Below are 16138 nucleotides of genomic sequence, written 5' to 3' on the forward strand. Positions count from 1 at the left end.
AATTTGATATTCTTCATTACATAACTGGGATCGCCTCAGACCGTCCTGCGATTCCAGCCCGCCAGCCACGAGCGAACACCGACGTTCGGACAAGGAGTCACACCGTGAGCACTGAACCCACTTCCGCCGACCTGGACTGCCATGAGTGGCTGCACGAGAGCGTGCGGCCCGGTCCCGGCGAACTCGTCTTCCTCGCCACATCCGACCTCTCCGCACACACCCGAGGCCGTGCGGTTCGCGCAGAATCGCTGAAGACCTCGACGTCGGTGGGATGGGTTCCGGCCAACCTCGGCATCGGCCCCAGTGGTCACATCACCGACGATATCCCCTTCGACTCCTCCGGCGACCTTCGCCTGCTTCCCGACTTCGACTCCGCCGTGCGGACGACCCTCATTCCCGGCCAGCCTCCGCTGACCATCGTGTTCTCCGATCAGGTCAACACCGACGGCACGCCCTGGCACGGGGATGCTCGGTCGTTCCTCCGCCAGGCGATCGCAGAGCTGTCGGAGGAGTTCGGCATCCAGGTCAACGCCGCCTTCGAGCACGAGTTCACCGATCTGGGCAACACTGCTCCGACTCAGCCGTTCTCCCTGCAGGCCCACCGCGCCCTCGAACCGATCGGTTCGGAATCGATGGCCGCTCTGGCCGAGATGGGTGCCCAGCCGGAGAACTGGCTGCCCGAATACGCTCCCAACCAGTTCGAGCTCACCGTCTCCCCGGCCCCGGCACTCACCGCGGCCGACCGTGCCGTGCTCGTCCGCGATACCGTCGCCGCGGTCTTCGCCGGCCACGACAGGGAAGTCACCTTCACCCCGGTCCCGATCGCCGGCGACGGAGGCTCGGGAGTGCACGTCCATTTCGGCCTCAACGACCTCGACGGCGAGACTCTGGTCTTCGACGCCGACCGTCCCGGGCGGATCTCGGTCAAGGCCGCGAAGTTCGCCGCCGGAATCGTCAAGTACGCCCCGTCGCTGACCGCGATCTTCGCGCCTCTCGTCGTGTCCTACCAGCGGCTGCGCCCACACAACTGGTCGACGGCCGCGTCGTTCCTCGGCCTGCAGAATCGTGAGGCGCTGCTGCGGATCGTGCCCACGAACGAGATCGGCGGAGCAGACCCTCGCCCGCAGCTGCATTTCGAGTTCCGCGGCGGCGACATCGGAGCCAACCCGTACCTTCTGCTGGGCATCCTGCTCAAGGCCGGCATGGAGGGACTGCGGCAGGATCTCGAACCCGCCGAGGTGGTCGTCGGTGACCCCGATGCCGCCGTCAGCGCCGAGGGTCAGCTTCCGACGTCCCTCCGCGAGGCCATCGACCGCCTCGAGTCCGATGATGTGGTCCGTGAGTGGTTCCATCCCGAGCTGCTGGCGACCTACCTGGCCGTCAAGCGTGCGGAGATCGCCGAGTTCGGCGACCTCGAACCCTCACAGCAGTGCGCCGCCTACCGGAAGTTCTACTGAGGACGCCGGCGTGCACTTCGACTGGATGAACGAGCTGGAACTCGTCGACCACCACTGCCACGGCGTGCTCGAACACGACCTCGACCGTGGGGCATTCGAAGACCTCATCACCGAGTCCGACCGTCCGAGCCCTTCAGGCACGACGTTCTTCGACACCCAACTCGGCTTCATGATCCGACGGTACTGTGCCCCGCTCTTGGGACTTCCGGCCTTCGCCGCTCCCGAGGATTACATCGCAGAGAGGACCCGCCTCGGCGCGGTCGAGGTCAACACACGGCTGCTAACCGGGCATGGCTACGGCACCCTCCTCATCGAGACCGGACACCGTGGGGACGAGATCCTCGGTCCCCGTCAGATGGGGGTGCGTGCCGGCACTCAGGTCGCCGAGGTGGTCCGTCTCGAACGCATCGCCGAGGAGCTGGTGGAATCGGGGGTCTCCCCCACCGACTTCCGGTCCGTCTTCACCGACGAGCTCGATGCGCGTCTGCGCACCGCGGTCGGCGTGAAGTCGATCGCCGCCTACCGCATCGGCCTCGACTTCGATCCCGAGCGGCCAACTGCCGAAGAGGTCGACGCAGCGGTCAATGAGTGGATGACAGCGAGCACCGACGGCCCAGCCCGCCTCAAGGACGCGACGATCATCCGTCACCTCATCTGGGAGGCCGTCGACCGAAAGGTGCCGATCCAGTTCCACATCGGCTACGGCGATCCCGATGTCGATCTGCACCGCTGCAATCCACTCCTGCTCACCGAGTTCCTGCGGCTCAGCCGCGGTTCGGGGGCGAGCGTCATGCTGCTCCACTGCTATCCGTATCACCGTGAGGCCGGCTATTTGGCGCACTGCTTCGAGCATGTCTATGCCGATGTCGGTCTGGCCATCAACTACACCGGCGCGCAGGCCGCTCAGGTGATCGCCGAATCGCTTGAGCTCACCCCTTTCCACAAGGCGCTGTTCTCTTCCGACGCGTGGGGAGCCGCCGAGCTCTACAGTCTCGGGTCGATCCTCTTCAGGGACGGACTCGACTCGGTCCTCAACGACTGGGCGACCAGGCATGGCTGGCCGGAGGATGAGCTTCGCCGCATCGCCGGAATGATCGCAGCAGGCAATGCACGTCGGGTCTACGGCCTGACAACGAACGAAGCAGGGCAAGACTGGTGAGTATGGATATCAGGCAGGAGCAGTTCTCGACCGAACGGTCCGCGGAGATCGGCGCCGCATGGCTGGCTGCGGTCGAAGCTGACCTCGACCATGCACTGGATCTTCGCCGTCGCATCCACTCCTCCCCCAACCTCGGTGGTCAGGAACAAGCGACAGCCGAGGTCATCGAGGCCGAGCTCTCCCCGTTCATGTCCCTGGACACGATCGCGGGAACCGGTCGCATCGGACGCATCGGGCCTGCGGATGGTCCTGCTGTGGGGATTCGTGCCGAGCTCGACGCTCTGCCGGGTGAGGAAGCGACCGGAGCAGACTTCGCCTCGACGAACGGAGCGATGCACGCATGCGGGCATGACGTGCACATGGCCGCGCTCGTCGCTGTCATTCGGGCGATCCCCGAGCTCGGTGAACGCACCGGCCAGGCGCTGCCGACCGCCCTGGCGGCGGTCTTCCAACCTCGTGAGGAGTCCTATCCCTCCGGTGCTCTCGACATCGTTTCGGAAAAAGGGCTCGAAAAAGCCTCGATCGCGAGAATGATCGGCGTCCACAACCACCCAGGTGTGCCCTTGGGGCAAGTGGCGATCGGTGAGGGTTATATCAACGCAGCGGCGGACGAGGTCCACATCACCGTGCACGGCCGAGGCGGTCACGGAGCCTATCCGCACAACGCCTCTGACCCGGTGGCGGCGGTCGCAAACGTCGCCCTGTCGCTGCCAGAGATCGTCCGCAGGACTATCGGGCCGATGTCGGCGGCAGTGGTCAGTGTCGGGACGATGAGTGTCGGGGATGGTGCGGGAAACGTGTTGCCCCGCCACGGAAGTATCCGCGCCACTGTGAGGACCACCTCGGCGCAGGAACGCAAGGACATTCAGGCGGCGATCGGGACCATGGCCAGGCGGATCGCGCAGGCCTACGGTCTTGAGGCCGATGTGGCGATCATCGACGGGGAACCGGTGCTCATCAACGACTCCGACCTGGCACGACGTTTCGCAACGCAGGCGCAGGGCCTCGGTGCGTCCGTGGCATCACCGATGCGGTCGCTGGGTGCCGATGATTTTTCTTTCTTCTCAGAGGCCGTCCCCTCGGCCATGAGCTTCGTCGGCACCGGTCAGCCGCAAGCCTCACTCCACAACGCGGGATATCTGCCACCTGAGCGGTCGGTGCTCGACGTGGCGCGGGCGATGATCGCCGGCTATCTGGCCGGGGCCGAATCGATCCTCGGTTCGGGATCCGAGTAGGGGCAGGTATGGGCTCTCTCGCTCGATGCCTCGGCGAATGAGACCCAGTCGGCAACACGGCCTCCTGCGCGGGTCCGCAGGATGGTGGATAATTGCATCATGGTGCGGACCCGGATCTCGCTCACGTCAACCGAGCGACAACTCCTCGATGCTGAGGCCGAGCGAACTGGACGCTCGATCTCCGCGCTAGTCCGGGACGCTGTCACCCAGGTCTACGGGTGCAAATCTGACGCGCATACCGATCTGAACGCAATCAAAACCGCGTTCGGTTCGTGGGCCGAGCAGGCCGAAGATGGAAAGACCTACGTAGACCAATTTCGTTTCGGCTCACGCCTAGAGCATTCGGCTCTTTGATAATGGTGAACGAGGAACGCACGACCCCGGTCAATCGCTACGACTCCACCGTCGCCTGGCGCGAGGTCGACGAATACTTCATCTCGCACCTCACCCCGGAAGACGATGCCCTCGTCGCCGCTCGTGAGTCTGGAGCGGACACGACGATGCCCAATGCCGAGGTGGCAGCCAACCAAGGTGCGCTCCTCGGCCTCATCGCCCAGATCGCGGGCGCGAAGCGGATCCTTGAGTTCGGCACTCTCGCCGGGTACTCGACGATCTGGTTCGCCCGTGCCGTCGGCGACGACGGTCACGTTGTCACCTTCGAACTCGAACCCGACAACGCCGAGGTGGCGCGCGCGAACCTCGACCGCGCAGGGGTGGGCGACCGGGTCGAGATCCACGTCGGGCCCGCCGCAGAATCCGCCCGAACCCTCATCGACAGCGGCACCAGCACTGGCACCGAGCCGTTCGATCTCGTGTTCATCGATGCGGACAAGCCGAACAATCCGAGGTACCTCGAGGCGGCACTCGCACTCACCGAACCCGGTGCGGTCATCATCATCGACAACGTCGTGCGCAACGGCGCGGTCACCGATGAGAACCCGGACGATCCGCGCGTCACCGGAGTGCAGACGGTGACGCGAATGATTGCTGAGAACCCGAATCTCGACGCCACCGCATTGCAGACTGTCGGCGTCAAGGGCTGGGACGGCCTCATCATCGCCCGTCGACGGTAGTCCCGGTTCGCCAACCACCGGTGAACCGACCTCCGGTTGGACCACCTCGGCGGGATTGAGTAACCTGAAAACACAGTGACGAACGGGACGACCCGTTCGCTTCCCACCGCGATGAGGACGGCCTCAGAGAACTGGAACAGACCGTCATGACCGCCGCACTGCGCAGCATCATCACCCCTACCGCGATCATCAGGCTCGCCCTCGGCTGGGGCACCTACCTCGCACTCCTCTTCGCAGGTCACCTCCTCGAACCGCCGGCGCCGGCGCCCCTGCTCATCACCGCGCTCATCGTCATCGTCGCGGTCATCCTCATCTGTGCGTTCGGAGTCGTGCACGAGGCCGAGCACCTGGCCGGCCGCCTCGGCGATCCTTATGGGTCTCTGGTGCTGACGATCTCCATCTGCCTCATCGAGGTCATCCTCATCGCCGCGGTCCTGCTGGGTCCCGGAGATCATGCGACGATCGCGCGCGATTCGGTGATGGCGGTGTCGATGATCATCCTCGGCGCCGTCGTCGGGCTCTGCCTCCTCATCGGCGGCCTGCGCCACGGGGACCTCGCGCACAACCGGACGGGCACCTCGACCTACCTCGGACTCATCGTCGTCCTCTCCGCGCTCGCGTTCGCGCTGCCGGCGGTCATCGGGATCAACGGCAGCTACCTGCCGTGGCAGGGGATCCCGATCATCGTCCTCACTCTCGGCCTCTACGCGTTCTTCCTCACCCGGCAGATGGGGGCGCAGGCCGATGACTTCCGTGAGGTCGATCCCCGCCTCGCCGAGGCGGCCCCCGGTCCGCGCGGACCGTCCGCCGACGGCGCCGCCCCGTCCAGGGTCGCCACCGCCCCGTCCACCGACGCCGAGGCGGTGCGCCCGGGCATCGTCGCAACCCTGTCGACTCACCGGGTCGAGATCCTCACCCGTCTCGGCCTCCTCGTCGTCACCGTGCTGCCCATCGTCCTCCTCTCCCATGACATGGCGGTCCTCCTCGATGACGGGCTCGGCCGCCTCGGCGCCCCGGTCGCGCTCTCGGGCATCGTCATCGCGATGATCGTCTTCCTCCCCGAGACGATCACCGCGATCCGCGCCGCCTGGCAGGGCGAGGTCCAGCGGGTGAGCAACCTCTGCCACGGGGCGCTCGTCTCCACGGTGGGGCTGACGATCCCCGTCGTCCTCGTCATCGGGATGCTCACCGGACAGCAGATCGTCCTCGCCGAGATTCCGACCAACCTTCTGCTCCTGTCCGTCGTCATCGTGCTCTCGGTGACGACGTTCGCCGCGAAGAGGGTCACCGCCGTCCACGGGGCAGCCCTCCTCGTCGTCTTCGCCGTCTACGGGCTCACCGTGTTCGCATAGACGAGGCTCACCTGGGCGAGGTCCGCGTCGACGGGGTTCGCGCCGACGACGTCCGTCTCGTCGCGGCTGTCCACTCGTGTCAGGAGCCGAACCGGTCCGCGCGTGTCAGGGGTTCGTGGCATGGTGGAAGAACACCGGCCGCGGTGAGAGGAGGTCGACGGTGCGCCACGATGCCGAACGGGAGCGCACCCATGCGCTGCTCGACTCCGTTCCCGTGCCCGGGCACTGGGATGAGGTGCTCGCCGACCTGCGCGCCTCTCCCCTGTCGTCCCTGTCGGCTGCCGACATTCTCGCCGAGGCGACCGGCCTCCTCATCGTCGCCCCCACGGCCGAGGTGGTCGAGGCCTGCTTCGGTGAAGTCCTCACGGCTCTCGAGGAGTCCGGAGTCGGCCCCGTCAGCGGTGACAAACCTGGCGATGCTGCCGCCGAACCGTTGGGCTTCACCCGCGTCGTCACTCCTGACTCGCTCGTCCCGGCAGACGTCCCCGCGGGGACGTGGGTCCTCCTCCCGCACCGGCGCGACGGATGGGAGGAACTCGAGACCGCCTCGGCGAAGGTGCACCGTGCCCTGGTCAGGGAGAACACCGGCCGCGACCGGGAGGCGACGATCACCGTGATCGAGTACGGGGTCAACCTGTGGCTGTGGGCGGAGCCGCCCTCGACCGGCGGCGACCCGGTCTGCCACGCCGGCGAACTCATCAGCTGGGAGAGCGCGTGGGCGCTCGACGACAACCATACCGAGCAAAGAGAGGTCGAGTCGGACGACTACGGCGACACCGGTACGCCGATCGTGAGCGATGCTCCGAATAAGCCATCTACCACAGCGAGGCCGCCGATCTTCTTCGGACTGCCGCCTATACTCCACCGTCGCCGCAACGGTGGCGCCTAAGCGACCACTGCGACTGCATCGATCTCGATCCGCTTCTCACCTCGGAACCGCGCCACCTCGACCGTCGTGCGTGGAGGAAGGGCGACCGCTCCGAAATAGTCGCAGTAAGCAGAGTTGTAATCGTCGAACTCGCCGAGATCGGCAAGAAAGACCGTCAACTTGACTATGTGCCGCAAGGAAGACTGTGCTGCGACCAGCGCTCGTTCGAGATTGGCAAGTGCCGCAGTCACCTGATCGTGCATCGACTCGGGAACTGATCCGTCTTCGTGGGTAGGTATCTGTCCGCACAGCCACACTATGCCGCCTGCGGTCGCCGAAGCGGCGTACGGCAGGACTTCGCCGCGTGGATTGCTGCGGTAGGTGACCTCGGTCATGGTCTGATCTCCTTGTCCGGTTGGTTGAAGACTGCAGCGATCTTTCGCGTCAGTTCCCACTGCTTGCCAGAGACGCCCATACCGTTACTGGACGCACCAGCTCGACGAGCGATCAGATCTTCAGCCGAATGCGACACACACTGTTCGAAAACCGACGCCCACTCACCGCCGTCGACTGCGACGACAGTCTGACCATCATTGAGTTCCACGGGAAGCCGATCGAGGAAATCGGCCACCTCTCCCCTCATCGTCACCAGGTCGCCCGCAGCCGTCGCACCGCGCAATGACAGCTCGCCCGCGCAGCGCCGAGCCGCGTAGACAGCGCCATCCAGGCGGGATGCGCCCAATCTCAGATGCGCATCGAGCAGTCCGTTGAGCTCATTCATCTCACACCTGACCGCGGTTGCCCGATCTGCGCACGTGGCCAACTCGACCGCGGAGGCCGCGAATGCGAGCAGACAGAGCGGCTGCGAAGAAACGAGATCGACGACCGCAGTCTTCTCAGATTCGAACCAAGTGACCTCACAGGTCGTATCCGACCATCCGTGAGCCGCGATGGCGAGAACCGACTGCAGCCCTATGCCCTCGTTGAGCTCGGCGAACTGCACGGCCTCCGATGCTTCCTGGGCCTCACCATGGCTGGCTCCGAGAACCCTCAATGCGCGATACGAGACCTCTCGCATTTCACGCAGGCTCACGCGTTCGATCATGCACGATGCCGCCATCACGCGATCCTCCTTCCGGGAAGACTTCGTCGAAGAGGCGCAGCCAGTTCTCTCCCAATACGCCTAGGGCCTCCGTCTCCGTGAACCCGACTGCCAGAAGGCCCTCTGTCAGCCTGGGGAAGTCCTCGGGTCCAGTGAACCAGTGCGGCCATGCCGGCCACGTGGCGGTCTCCTGCGACGGGGGACGCCACCGTCCACTGCGCAGCCATTCGACGAATTCGTCGCCCCAGTTCCTAGTGCAGTCGCTGCCGAGGCCGACATGCCCTATGCCGACCTGCTCCGCCAGGCGGTAGACCATCTGACAGAAATCGCTGAGCTGGGCGTGCGCTCCGCCGACGACGTTTGGGTAAAGGCAGGCGCCGATGACACCACCGCGTGATGTCACCGCTTCGATGACAGCATCAGGTTTGTTGCGGGGACTACTGACGAACCAGTCCGGGTTCGAATGGGTGATAGCCACCGGAGATGCCGATGCTTCGGCCGCGTCGATCGACGTGCGGTCGCCTACGTGCGACAGATCGATGAGGACCCCCGCGCGATTCATCTCGTGCACGACGTTGACCCCGAAACGAGTCAGACCGCTGTCAGTGGGTTCGTAGCACGAGCCCCCGACGCTGTTCTGATTGTTGTAGGTCAACTGCACGATCTTGACCCCGAGTTGAGCGAATACTCTGACCAAGCGGTAGTCGTCCCCGTAGAGGCTTGTGTTCTGCGTCCCGAGAATGACCGTGACCCGGCCTTCAGTCTTCGCCCTCCGAATATCCTGGCTCGAACGCGCCAACGTCACGATATCGCTGTTTCGGTCGGCGAACTGGTTCCATTCGCCGATCGCACGGATGCTCTCCTCGATGCCCTCCCACACGCTCACAGTCGCATTGACGGCTGTCACTCCGCCGGAGATCAGTTCCTGGAGAACTGCGCGAGACCAGTTGTTGATCTGCAGTCCATCGACGATGATCGCGTCATGATGGAACTTCCTGCCATGGGTCATGCCTTCCCTGCGCTTTCAGCTCGGTGGTTGGACTCGGGTCGGAGCGGGAACATCCAGTCATCGTCAGCAGTGCCGGCGTTGATGTCCGCCACTCGCGGTGCGCCCGAGAAGAGGGTCACCCGCAGCCAGTCCGTCGATTGCGGGTTGTAGTTGTCCATGCCGTAAACGGCCAGCTGGAGACGCTGCGGATTGAGCGGAAGGAACCCGCTCGAGCGCAGATTGGCTCGCAACTCTCCGAATCTCAACGGACCGACCTTCTGCACTCGTGCGACAGCGGCTCGAAACCTGGGTTGGGAGACGAGGAATTCTGCGACGGTGAGATCGCTTGGCAACGACGCTACCGACTCTCGCAGGTTGTGGATCTCCTCGGCGACGTTGACACCATGTTGCATGTCGAGGCCCTCGTCCGAACCGGTGCAGCCCCTTCGAGGCTCCTCGCTCGTGGCAGAAGTGAACCAGAAGCGGTCGGTCTGCGACGAGTCGGAGAAGTCGAATTCATCGATCCACGAGTAGTCCCTGCCGATCGCATCACGAAGATGCCCGATTCGCCATTTCGGATCGACGTGGCGATCTTCGACGCGGACCAGAGACGCCTCCACCTCCGAGTCGAGGTCACCGGTGAGTTCGGTGATCACAGTGGCTACGATGCCTCTTACTTCGGGGCCCGCGCGATCCGCAGCATCGTGGAGAGTCCGCCAGGGAGTAGCCGTCGCCGTCGAGTTCATGGTGCCGAAGTCGACGTACTCCCTCACAAGAGCGCTCATGGGGTCAATACTTTCGGCCAGTCGTTCGCCGGAGGTGAAGGGCACAGGCTCGTCGGGGCCCTGTTGGCGAAGGTAGGCGGCAATTCGCTCCAACAGCGTTGCCACGGTGAAGACAGGCTCACTCGAGGGCCGATCCTCACGGTCGAGCGCCGTTGCAAGAGGAAACTCTCGCGACCATAGCCAAGCATCGAGGATCTCCGGATGATTGACGACGTACGGTACGAGGCCAAGACCAGTGGCATTGCCCAGACCAAAGTATCGTGCCCATTCTTCGTCGAACGACGCCGCGCCTGGATTCTTTGCCCTGGCGCAGTGTTCGGCTAGGTCGAGACTGAATTCCCTGAATAACCAGGCAGCGATCATGTGTGCTCGGTACGGAACCGCGAGCACATGTTCCGCGGCGAAACCCTCGAAGTCCCTCATGCCGAACTTCCCGTTGCTGTAGAACGCGGTCGACCGGAGGAGATACGGGGACAGACCTAGGATGTCAGCATTCGGCTGCCGACCTGCTGCCAGGTCATTCACTACCTGGTCGAAGAATCGCACGCTCCGATTCGCCCGGCCCCAGATGACCGTGCTCGGCATCGCGCGACCCTCCTCTTGGACGGTCACGTGTGACCGGAGGTCTTCGATGGCACCTGCATCGAGCGAACCTTCGACGAGCGCGCCCGTCACATCCCATCTCTCTGCGATCACTCTGTCAGTGCGCGCATCCTCCGAGATCACCTGGGAGAAGAGGGCAAGTGTGAGAAATTGGTCCTGGCTGGCCGAGATCTCGTAAGCGGCAGTGCCTCGGCCCAAGTCGTCGAGCTCGAAGACGGTTCGCCGAATGGTCCAATGATCGAGCGACATCTTTCGAATGAGCTGTCGCGCGAAACTGTGCCGTGTCGCTCTCGCGCCGCCCATATCAGTCGGGCGGCAGACTTCTGCGGGACTGCGCATGGATACATCCGCAATGTTCGTCATCACTGTCATTCGCCGTCCTCAGGTCACTGGGCTGAGACGCTGGTACGCGGCTTTGGTGATGCTGAAGAACTCGGCTGCAGAGTCACTCGCCTGTTCACGAGGTGCAGGGAATGAAGAGGCGGCAAGGCCGCCGAAGGGCGCGTGAATCTCCGAACCCGTGTTCGGCCCGTTGACTTTGATCAGGCCGGCGGTGAGATCAGCCAAGCAGCGTCGAACGATCCGCTCGTCATCGGTGAACACCGAAGCGGTCAGTCCGAACTCCGTGTCGTTGGCGAGTCCGATTGCGTCGTCGAGATCGTCGGCGCGCATGAGCAGAGGCACTGGGCCGAAGACCTCCTGGCGCGCAATCGCCTGATCCGTGCTTCCCTCGAGAAGAGTCGGAGGCACCCAACACCCGACTGTCGTCGGAATCGGAGCCTGAGCGATGACCTCAGCTCCTTCCGCCACAGCCTGATCGATGGCACTGGTGATCTCTTCCGCCGCACGCGCATTGATGACCGGGCCGAGCTCGCTCTCAGAGTCGGTACCCGGTCCGACGCGAAGTGCCGTGAACCGCCTGACCAGTGCCTCTCGAAGCGGTTCGTAGCTGTTTCCCACTGCGATGATCCGGCGAACTGCCGTGCATTTCTGACCGGTGCTGTTGACTGAGGCGGCGACGATGAGTTCAGCGGCGTTTTCGACATCCGCGTCGGGGAAGACGAGGGCCGGATTGTGTCCGCCGAGTTCCATCTGCAGACGTGCGCCGCGGCCCGTGACCGTCGCCCTGATCTGTTCACCGACTGGGACGGAACCGGTGAACGAGACCGCATCGATCGCCGAGTTGCCAACGAGGTGCGAGCCGAGCGAGCCCGGGGCCAAGACGAGGTTGAGCACCCCGGACGGCACACCTGCCTCGTGGAGGATCTCTGCGAATACCGCCGCGCACGCTGGGGTGTCGCTCGCAGGTTTCCAGACGACGGTGTTTCCCCACAGGAGCGCCGGAGCGATCTTCCACGCCGGGATCATGATGGGGAAGTTCCACGGCGTGATGATGCCCACTACGCCGACCGGTCTGCGCAGTGTGCGCACGACCTCCTCCGGATGAGTAGCAGGGTAGGTGGCCCCGTTCGGACGGCGAGAGGCAGCGGAGTGATAGTGCAGGGTCTCGACTGTGCCGGCGACTTCGATTCGCGAATCCGTGAGGGTCTTTCCGTGCTCACGAGTCATCAGCTGCGCGACCTCATCCGCTCGATCGTCGAGTATGTCCGCAGCCCTTCGCAGGATCGTTCCACGAGCGAGAACGCCCACCTGATCCCACTCTCGCGCGGCCGCTACGGCCGCTCCGACCGCAGCATCGATCTGTTCTTCGGTGACGGCACGATAGGCGGCGACAGCGGCTCCATCCGGGTCGGCCGGATCGAGACTTCGGACATCTCCGCCGTCGCCGTTCACCCACTCTCCGCCGATGAGGCTGCGGATTTTCTGAGGTCCGTTCATCATGTGCTGCTCCTTGCTAGGTCGGTGTGGCGTATAGGGATGTGTACTGACTGGATATTCACGTCGCGGCGTCCGGCTCCACCCGGGGTGCCTCTTCTCGTGTCGCCCGCAGGCCGATCTGCCTTTTCCGCGAAACCACCCCCTGCTCAAGGGCCAAATTCCGCAGAAGGACTGGTGCTGCAACAAGGGAGGGCAGCATGACGAAGCCGACGGGAACAGCGGCGATGACGATCGCAGACTGGAGGGCGCCGACTCCTCCATCGCCGATCGAGATCAGGACTGCGGCAGCTGCTCCGATGAGCACCGCCCAGATCACCCGGAGACGGGGGCCCGGATCTCCTGCGCTCATGCACGACTGAGAGATCGCGAAAGACATCGAATCTGTCGTCGTCGCGACGAAGGTCATCGTCAGCACCAGAAATCCGATGGCGATGGGAACAGACATCGGCAGTTCTGAAGTGATCGCGATGATCGCAGCAGGCAGTCCGTCGTCCGCAAGGGGTCCAGTCACTGCCCCCGGGGCCTTTTGATCCACGTAGATGCCCGTGCCGCCGAGCACGGCGAACCAGACGGTCGTCGCAATCGGCGGCAGGATACTCGTGCCGATGAGCAGGTCCCGAGCGGTCCTCCCCCTTGAGATCCGCGCCACGAAAATGGCCATCAGCGGAGCGTATCCGAGGAACCACCCGAAGAAGAAGACCGTCCAGCTCGCGGTCCATGCGCTGTCACCCTGGAAGAGCGAGAGCGGAACGAAGTTGGCAATGTACAGGCCCAGCCCTCCCAACAGGCCGCGTAAGACATACCAGGCGGAGCCGAGCGCCAGGACTACGGCGATCAACCCCAGAGCTAAGAAGACGTTGACGCTGCTGAGCAGCTGAATGCCCTTGTTGATTCCGGAGAAGACGCTCACGCCTGCAATTGCCGTGAGCACGGCGATCACCATCACCTGAACCCAATAGACGTCTGGGATGCCGAAGAGCGACTCCAGGGCATAGGAGATCTGGAGGCCGAGGAAACCGACAGGACCAATGGTCCCAGCAGCAACGGAAACGATGCACACGACGTCGACCACCGCACCGACACGGCTGGTGGCCGCCTTTCTGCCGAGGATCGGATAGAGCAGGCTCCGCGGACGCAGTGGCAGTCCCTTCTCCGCTGCGATCATCATGACGATTGCACCCAGCGAGCCGAGGATCGCCCAAGCGAGAAAACCCCAGTCAACGAAGCTCACGGCCAGTGCGGCGAATACGCCCTCTTGGCTGCCCTGCTCAGTTCCCGCGAAGTACGGAGGCACGGTCGAATAGTGGTACAGCGGCTCGGCGGCAGCCCAGAACACTCCCCCTCCAGCCAGAAGTGTGGTCATGATCATGGCAATCCATTTGAAGCGACCGTATTCGGGCGCAGCCGATCCTCCGAGACGCGCCTTCGCCCACGGGGTGAAGATGAGCGCAAGTGCGACGAAGAACGTCAACAGGAGAAGCCACTGCCAGTAGAGACCGAACCACGACGTGGCCGCTGCGAAGCCGAATGCGACACCGTCCGCGACGAAGTCGGGCGCGACGAGTGCGGCGACGACGAATGCAGCGAGGATTCCCGTGCTCCACCCTGCAACCGACCAGTCGGCACGGGGACGAGGGTCGTCAGAATCTGCCGGAGCGTAATTGGGGTCTTTGCTCATTGATCGAATCCGTTCATCAAACCGGGCCGCGTTGCCCGAGCTGACACTTCTGCGTGCCGTTTTCATCGTCCAGCGTAGGGAGCTGAATCATTTCAGTCCAAGACTTGTTTAGTATTGATTGATTCATAATTGGCAATACTGCAGAATGTCGATATGGAACTCAGGCAACTCAGATACGCGGTCGCGGTCGCCGAAGATCTGCATTTCGGCCGGGCCGCCGATAGACTCCATGTGGCCCAACCCTCGCTTTCGCGACAGATTCGCGACTTGGAGCGGAGCCTCGACGTTCGAATCTTCGACCGCACGAGTCGCACAGTTGTGCTGACGGCAGCCGGAGAAGCCTTCATTGAAATGGCGCGACGGACAATCCGAATGGCTGATGCGGCAAGTGACACAGCGCGCGCGGCTGCATCAGGGTGGACGGGTCGGGTCGCACTCGGGTTCGTCACCTCAGCTGCCGGAGAGATCCTCCCGCCGCTCGTTTCCTCTCAGCGGCGCATCCGCCCAGCAGTACTACTTGACCTGCGTGAACTCAACTCCTGGCAGCAGGTCGAAGCTCTCCGACGCGGCGAGATCGACCTGGGGATCACTCGCGACGTCGCACCTGCCGACGACCTCACAGTGACGCCGCTCTTCCACGAGCGTCTGGTCGTTGCGGTTTCCGACGCTCACCCGCTTGCCACCTCCGATACAGTCGGTCTGGACGATCTCTCAGGTTTCGACTTCGTCGGCCTCCCACGCCTGAGTGCTCCGCGCACGTGGAGCCTGTTGTCGGGCCTCGCCTTCACCTCGCCCAGCCCCTTCCCGTTTGCTCAAGAAGCGCGGCAGTTCACCACAGTGCTCGCGCTCGTTGCAGCGGAACTGGGAATCGCGATCGTCCCGCACTCCGTGAAGAGCCTGAGACGGGAAGGGATCCGTTATCTGCATTTGCGAGAGCCCGAAGCCTACAGCGAGGTCCAAGTCGCTCGCCGCAGTAAGGAGTCTCAGATCAGCGTCCTTCAGTTCCACGACCTGACTGTCGAAACCCTGAAGTCAGTCGAACTCACCGGAACTCAAGGGACCGGGTGACAAGCTCGAACAGTGCGGTGACACCTAATCGACCAACCGGATTTCGCGAACCCGGCGACCGGTCAAGTACGCCATGGCCCGCCGCAGTGCCTCACGCGATCGCGACGACCGTCCCGGCGACGACGAGGAGGATGAGGTAGCCCCACGCGTGGACGAGGTCGGGGATCCGCGGCACGCGCCTGCGCAGAAGCACGATGATCGGAATCGCCCCGAGGAGGAGGGCGGCCGCCGATCGCACGTCGACGGACCCGACGAAGCCGGGTGCCTCGACCTGCCCGTGCGCGGTGAGCGTGATGATCACCGCCGGGGTCATGATGATGAGCGTGAGCGGGTTCGCCAAGGTCGTCGCCACCGTCATCGTCGCTCCCGAGCGCCGCATCATCGGCACGGTCATCACACTGCCTCCCACCCCGAGGAACGAGGCGAGGCCGCCGATCGGCACACCCCACACCGGTGAGATGCCGCGACCGCCCTCGCCCGTCTCGGCGTCGGCCTCGGGTCTCCTCCGGAAGAATCCCGGGCGCAGCACGATGTCGACGGCCGTGACGGCGACGTAGACGACGAAGCCCCACTGGAGGAGCATCTCGGGGGCGAACCGCGCGGCGAGTGCGCCGAGTCCCCCGCCGAGTGCGAGGAGACCGAAGAGCCACCACCTGCCGGTCAGGTGTGCCAGCGTCTCCCGCCTCGTCGAGACGGTGGCGACGAGGGCGCCGACGAGCATGACGAGCGCCGAGGTGGCCGCGGCCACGCGCGCGGTGTCCGCACCGAGGTCGGCGTCGACGACGGTGATGATCGGCACGGTGACGAACCCGCCGCCGAAGCCGAAGAGCACGGTCGTCAGGCCGACGAGCACCCCGACGAGCACGAGCACCGCGAAGTCCATCTCCCCATCACACCGCACGCGAGCCCGGCGGACAAGGGCTGTGCCACG

General features: G+C 64.3%; 14 protein-coding genes. 7 read left to right on the forward strand and 7 right to left on the reverse strand.

Annotated features, from left to right (window positions below; all coding sequences use genetic code 11):
- The first annotated feature begins 104 nt into the window (after window positions 1–104).
- The 6 genes from AC0VYB_RS14385 to AC0VYB_RS14410 all read left to right on the forward strand — a co-directional run bounded on the left by AC0VYB_RS14385 (window position 105) and on the right by AC0VYB_RS14410 (window position 7165).
- Complete coding sequence (locus AC0VYB_RS14385; RefSeq protein ID WP_223289923.1) at window positions 105–1457, forward strand: type I glutamate--ammonia ligase; 1353 nt, start codon at window positions 105–107, stop codon at window positions 1455–1457.
- Window positions 1458–1482: 25 nt separating this feature from the next.
- Complete coding sequence (locus tag AC0VYB_RS14390) at window positions 1483–2616, forward strand: amidohydrolase family protein (RefSeq protein WP_063248925.1); 1134 nt, start codon at window positions 1483–1485, stop codon at window positions 2614–2616.
- A gap of 2 nt (window positions 2617–2618) precedes the next feature.
- Window positions 2619–3851, forward strand: coding sequence for a M20 metallopeptidase family protein (locus AC0VYB_RS14395; protein WP_063248893.1), 1233 nt, complete (start codon window positions 2619–2621; stop codon window positions 3849–3851).
- A gap of 359 nt (window positions 3852–4210) precedes the next feature.
- A complete protein-coding gene (locus AC0VYB_RS14400; protein ID WP_231882147.1) occupies window positions 4211–4924 on the forward strand; it encodes an O-methyltransferase in 714 nt (237 codons plus the stop codon).
- A 146-nt stretch (window positions 4925–5070) separates the two neighbouring features.
- Window positions 5071–6276 carry a calcium:cation antiporter gene (locus AC0VYB_RS14405; RefSeq protein ID WP_063248891.1) on the forward strand — a complete coding sequence of 402 codons (1206 nt, stop codon included), beginning with the start codon at window positions 5071–5073 and terminating at the stop codon, window positions 6274–6276.
- A gap of 115 nt (window positions 6277–6391) precedes the next feature.
- Window positions 6392–7165, forward strand: coding sequence for a hypothetical protein (locus AC0VYB_RS14410; RefSeq protein ID WP_223289922.1), 774 nt, complete (start codon window positions 6392–6394; stop codon window positions 7163–7165).
- Here AC0VYB_RS14410 and AC0VYB_RS14415 read toward each other — a convergent pair.
- The 6 genes from AC0VYB_RS14415 to AC0VYB_RS14440 are packed head-to-tail and all read right to left on the reverse strand — an operon-like array spanning window position 7162 to window position 14139.
- Window positions 7162–7539: a RidA family protein gene (locus AC0VYB_RS14415; RefSeq protein ID WP_063248890.1), complete on the reverse strand. Its 378-nt coding sequence runs from the start codon at window positions 7537–7539 to the stop codon at window positions 7162–7164. The genes AC0VYB_RS14410 and AC0VYB_RS14415 overlap by 4 nt on opposite strands.
- Window positions 7536–8267: a hypothetical protein gene (locus tag AC0VYB_RS14420; RefSeq protein ID WP_141236351.1), complete on the reverse strand. Its 732-nt coding sequence runs from the start codon at window positions 8265–8267 to the stop codon at window positions 7536–7538. The genes AC0VYB_RS14415 and AC0VYB_RS14420 overlap by 4 nt, the downstream gene beginning before the upstream one ends.
- The gene (locus AC0VYB_RS14425; RefSeq protein ID WP_475384779.1) at window positions 8224–9255 is read right to left on the reverse strand and encodes a membrane dipeptidase; all 1032 of its coding nucleotides are present in this window, start codon (window positions 9253–9255) and stop codon (window positions 8224–8226) included. Before AC0VYB_RS14425 ends, AC0VYB_RS14420 begins: the two co-directional genes overlap by 44 nt.
- Window positions 9252–10985 carry a hypothetical protein gene (locus tag AC0VYB_RS14430; RefSeq protein WP_205772106.1) on the reverse strand — a complete coding sequence of 578 codons (1734 nt, stop codon included), beginning with the start codon at window positions 10983–10985 and terminating at the stop codon, window positions 9252–9254. Before AC0VYB_RS14430 ends, AC0VYB_RS14425 begins: the two co-directional genes overlap by 4 nt.
- An 18-nt stretch (window positions 10986–11003) precedes the next feature.
- Window positions 11004–12464, reverse strand: a complete 1461-nt coding sequence (locus tag AC0VYB_RS14435; RefSeq protein WP_217987195.1) for an aldehyde dehydrogenase family protein — start codon at window positions 12462–12464, stop codon at window positions 11004–11006.
- A 55-nt stretch (window positions 12465–12519) separates the two neighbouring features.
- Complete coding sequence (locus AC0VYB_RS14440; protein WP_095376283.1) at window positions 12520–14139, reverse strand: BCCT family transporter; 1620 nt, start codon at window positions 14137–14139, stop codon at window positions 12520–12522.
- A 153-nt stretch (window positions 14140–14292) separates the two neighbouring features.
- Here AC0VYB_RS14440 and AC0VYB_RS14445 point away from each other — a divergent pair, with 153 nt between their 5' ends.
- Window positions 14293–15207, forward strand: a complete 915-nt coding sequence (locus tag AC0VYB_RS14445; protein ID WP_063248886.1) for a LysR family transcriptional regulator — start codon at window positions 14293–14295, stop codon at window positions 15205–15207.
- 91 nt (window positions 15208–15298) lie between these two features.
- On the opposite strand, the gene AC0VYB_RS14450 is transcribed toward AC0VYB_RS14445, so the two are convergent.
- Window positions 15299–16090 carry a sulfite exporter TauE/SafE family protein gene (locus tag AC0VYB_RS14450; RefSeq protein WP_063248885.1) on the reverse strand — a complete coding sequence of 264 codons (792 nt, stop codon included), beginning with the start codon at window positions 16088–16090 and terminating at the stop codon, window positions 15299–15301.
- Between the last annotated feature and the right edge of the window lie 48 nt (window positions 16091–16138).

It is taken from the genome of Brevibacterium sp. Z349TD_9, assembly GCF_056173565.1.

Coding starts and splice junctions, on each gene's coding strand:
- AC0VYB_RS14390 (WP_063248925.1), top strand. CDS start 1,483: ATGAACGAGCTGGAACTCGTCGACCACCACTGCCACGGCGTGCTCGAA.
- AC0VYB_RS14395 (WP_063248893.1), top strand. CDS start 2,619: ATGGATATCAGGCAGGAGCAGTTCTCGACCGAACGGTCCGCGGAGATC.
- AC0VYB_RS14405 (WP_063248891.1), top strand. CDS start 5,071: ATGACCGCCGCACTGCGCAGCATCATCACCCCTACCGCGATCATCAGG.
- AC0VYB_RS14415 (WP_063248890.1), bottom strand. CDS start 7,539: ATGACCGAGGTCACCTACCGCAGCAATCCACGCGGCGAAGTCCTGCCG.
- AC0VYB_RS14425 (WP_475384779.1), bottom strand. CDS start 9,255: ATGACCCATGGCAGGAAGTTCCATCATGACGCGATCATCGTCGATGGA.
- AC0VYB_RS14430 (WP_205772106.1), bottom strand. CDS start 10,985: ATGACGAACATTGCGGATGTATCCATGCGCAGTCCCGCAGAAGTCTGC.
- AC0VYB_RS14435 (WP_217987195.1), bottom strand. CDS start 12,464: ATGATGAACGGACCTCAGAAAATCCGCAGCCTCATCGGCGGAGAGTGG.
- AC0VYB_RS14440 (WP_095376283.1), bottom strand. CDS start 14,139: ATGAGCAAAGACCCCAATTACGCTCCGGCAGATTCTGACGACCCTCGT.
- AC0VYB_RS14445 (WP_063248886.1), top strand. CDS start 14,293: ATGGAACTCAGGCAACTCAGATACGCGGTCGCGGTCGCCGAAGATCTG.
- AC0VYB_RS14450 (WP_063248885.1), bottom strand. CDS start 16,090: ATGGACTTCGCGGTGCTCGTGCTCGTCGGGGTGCTCGTCGGCCTGACG.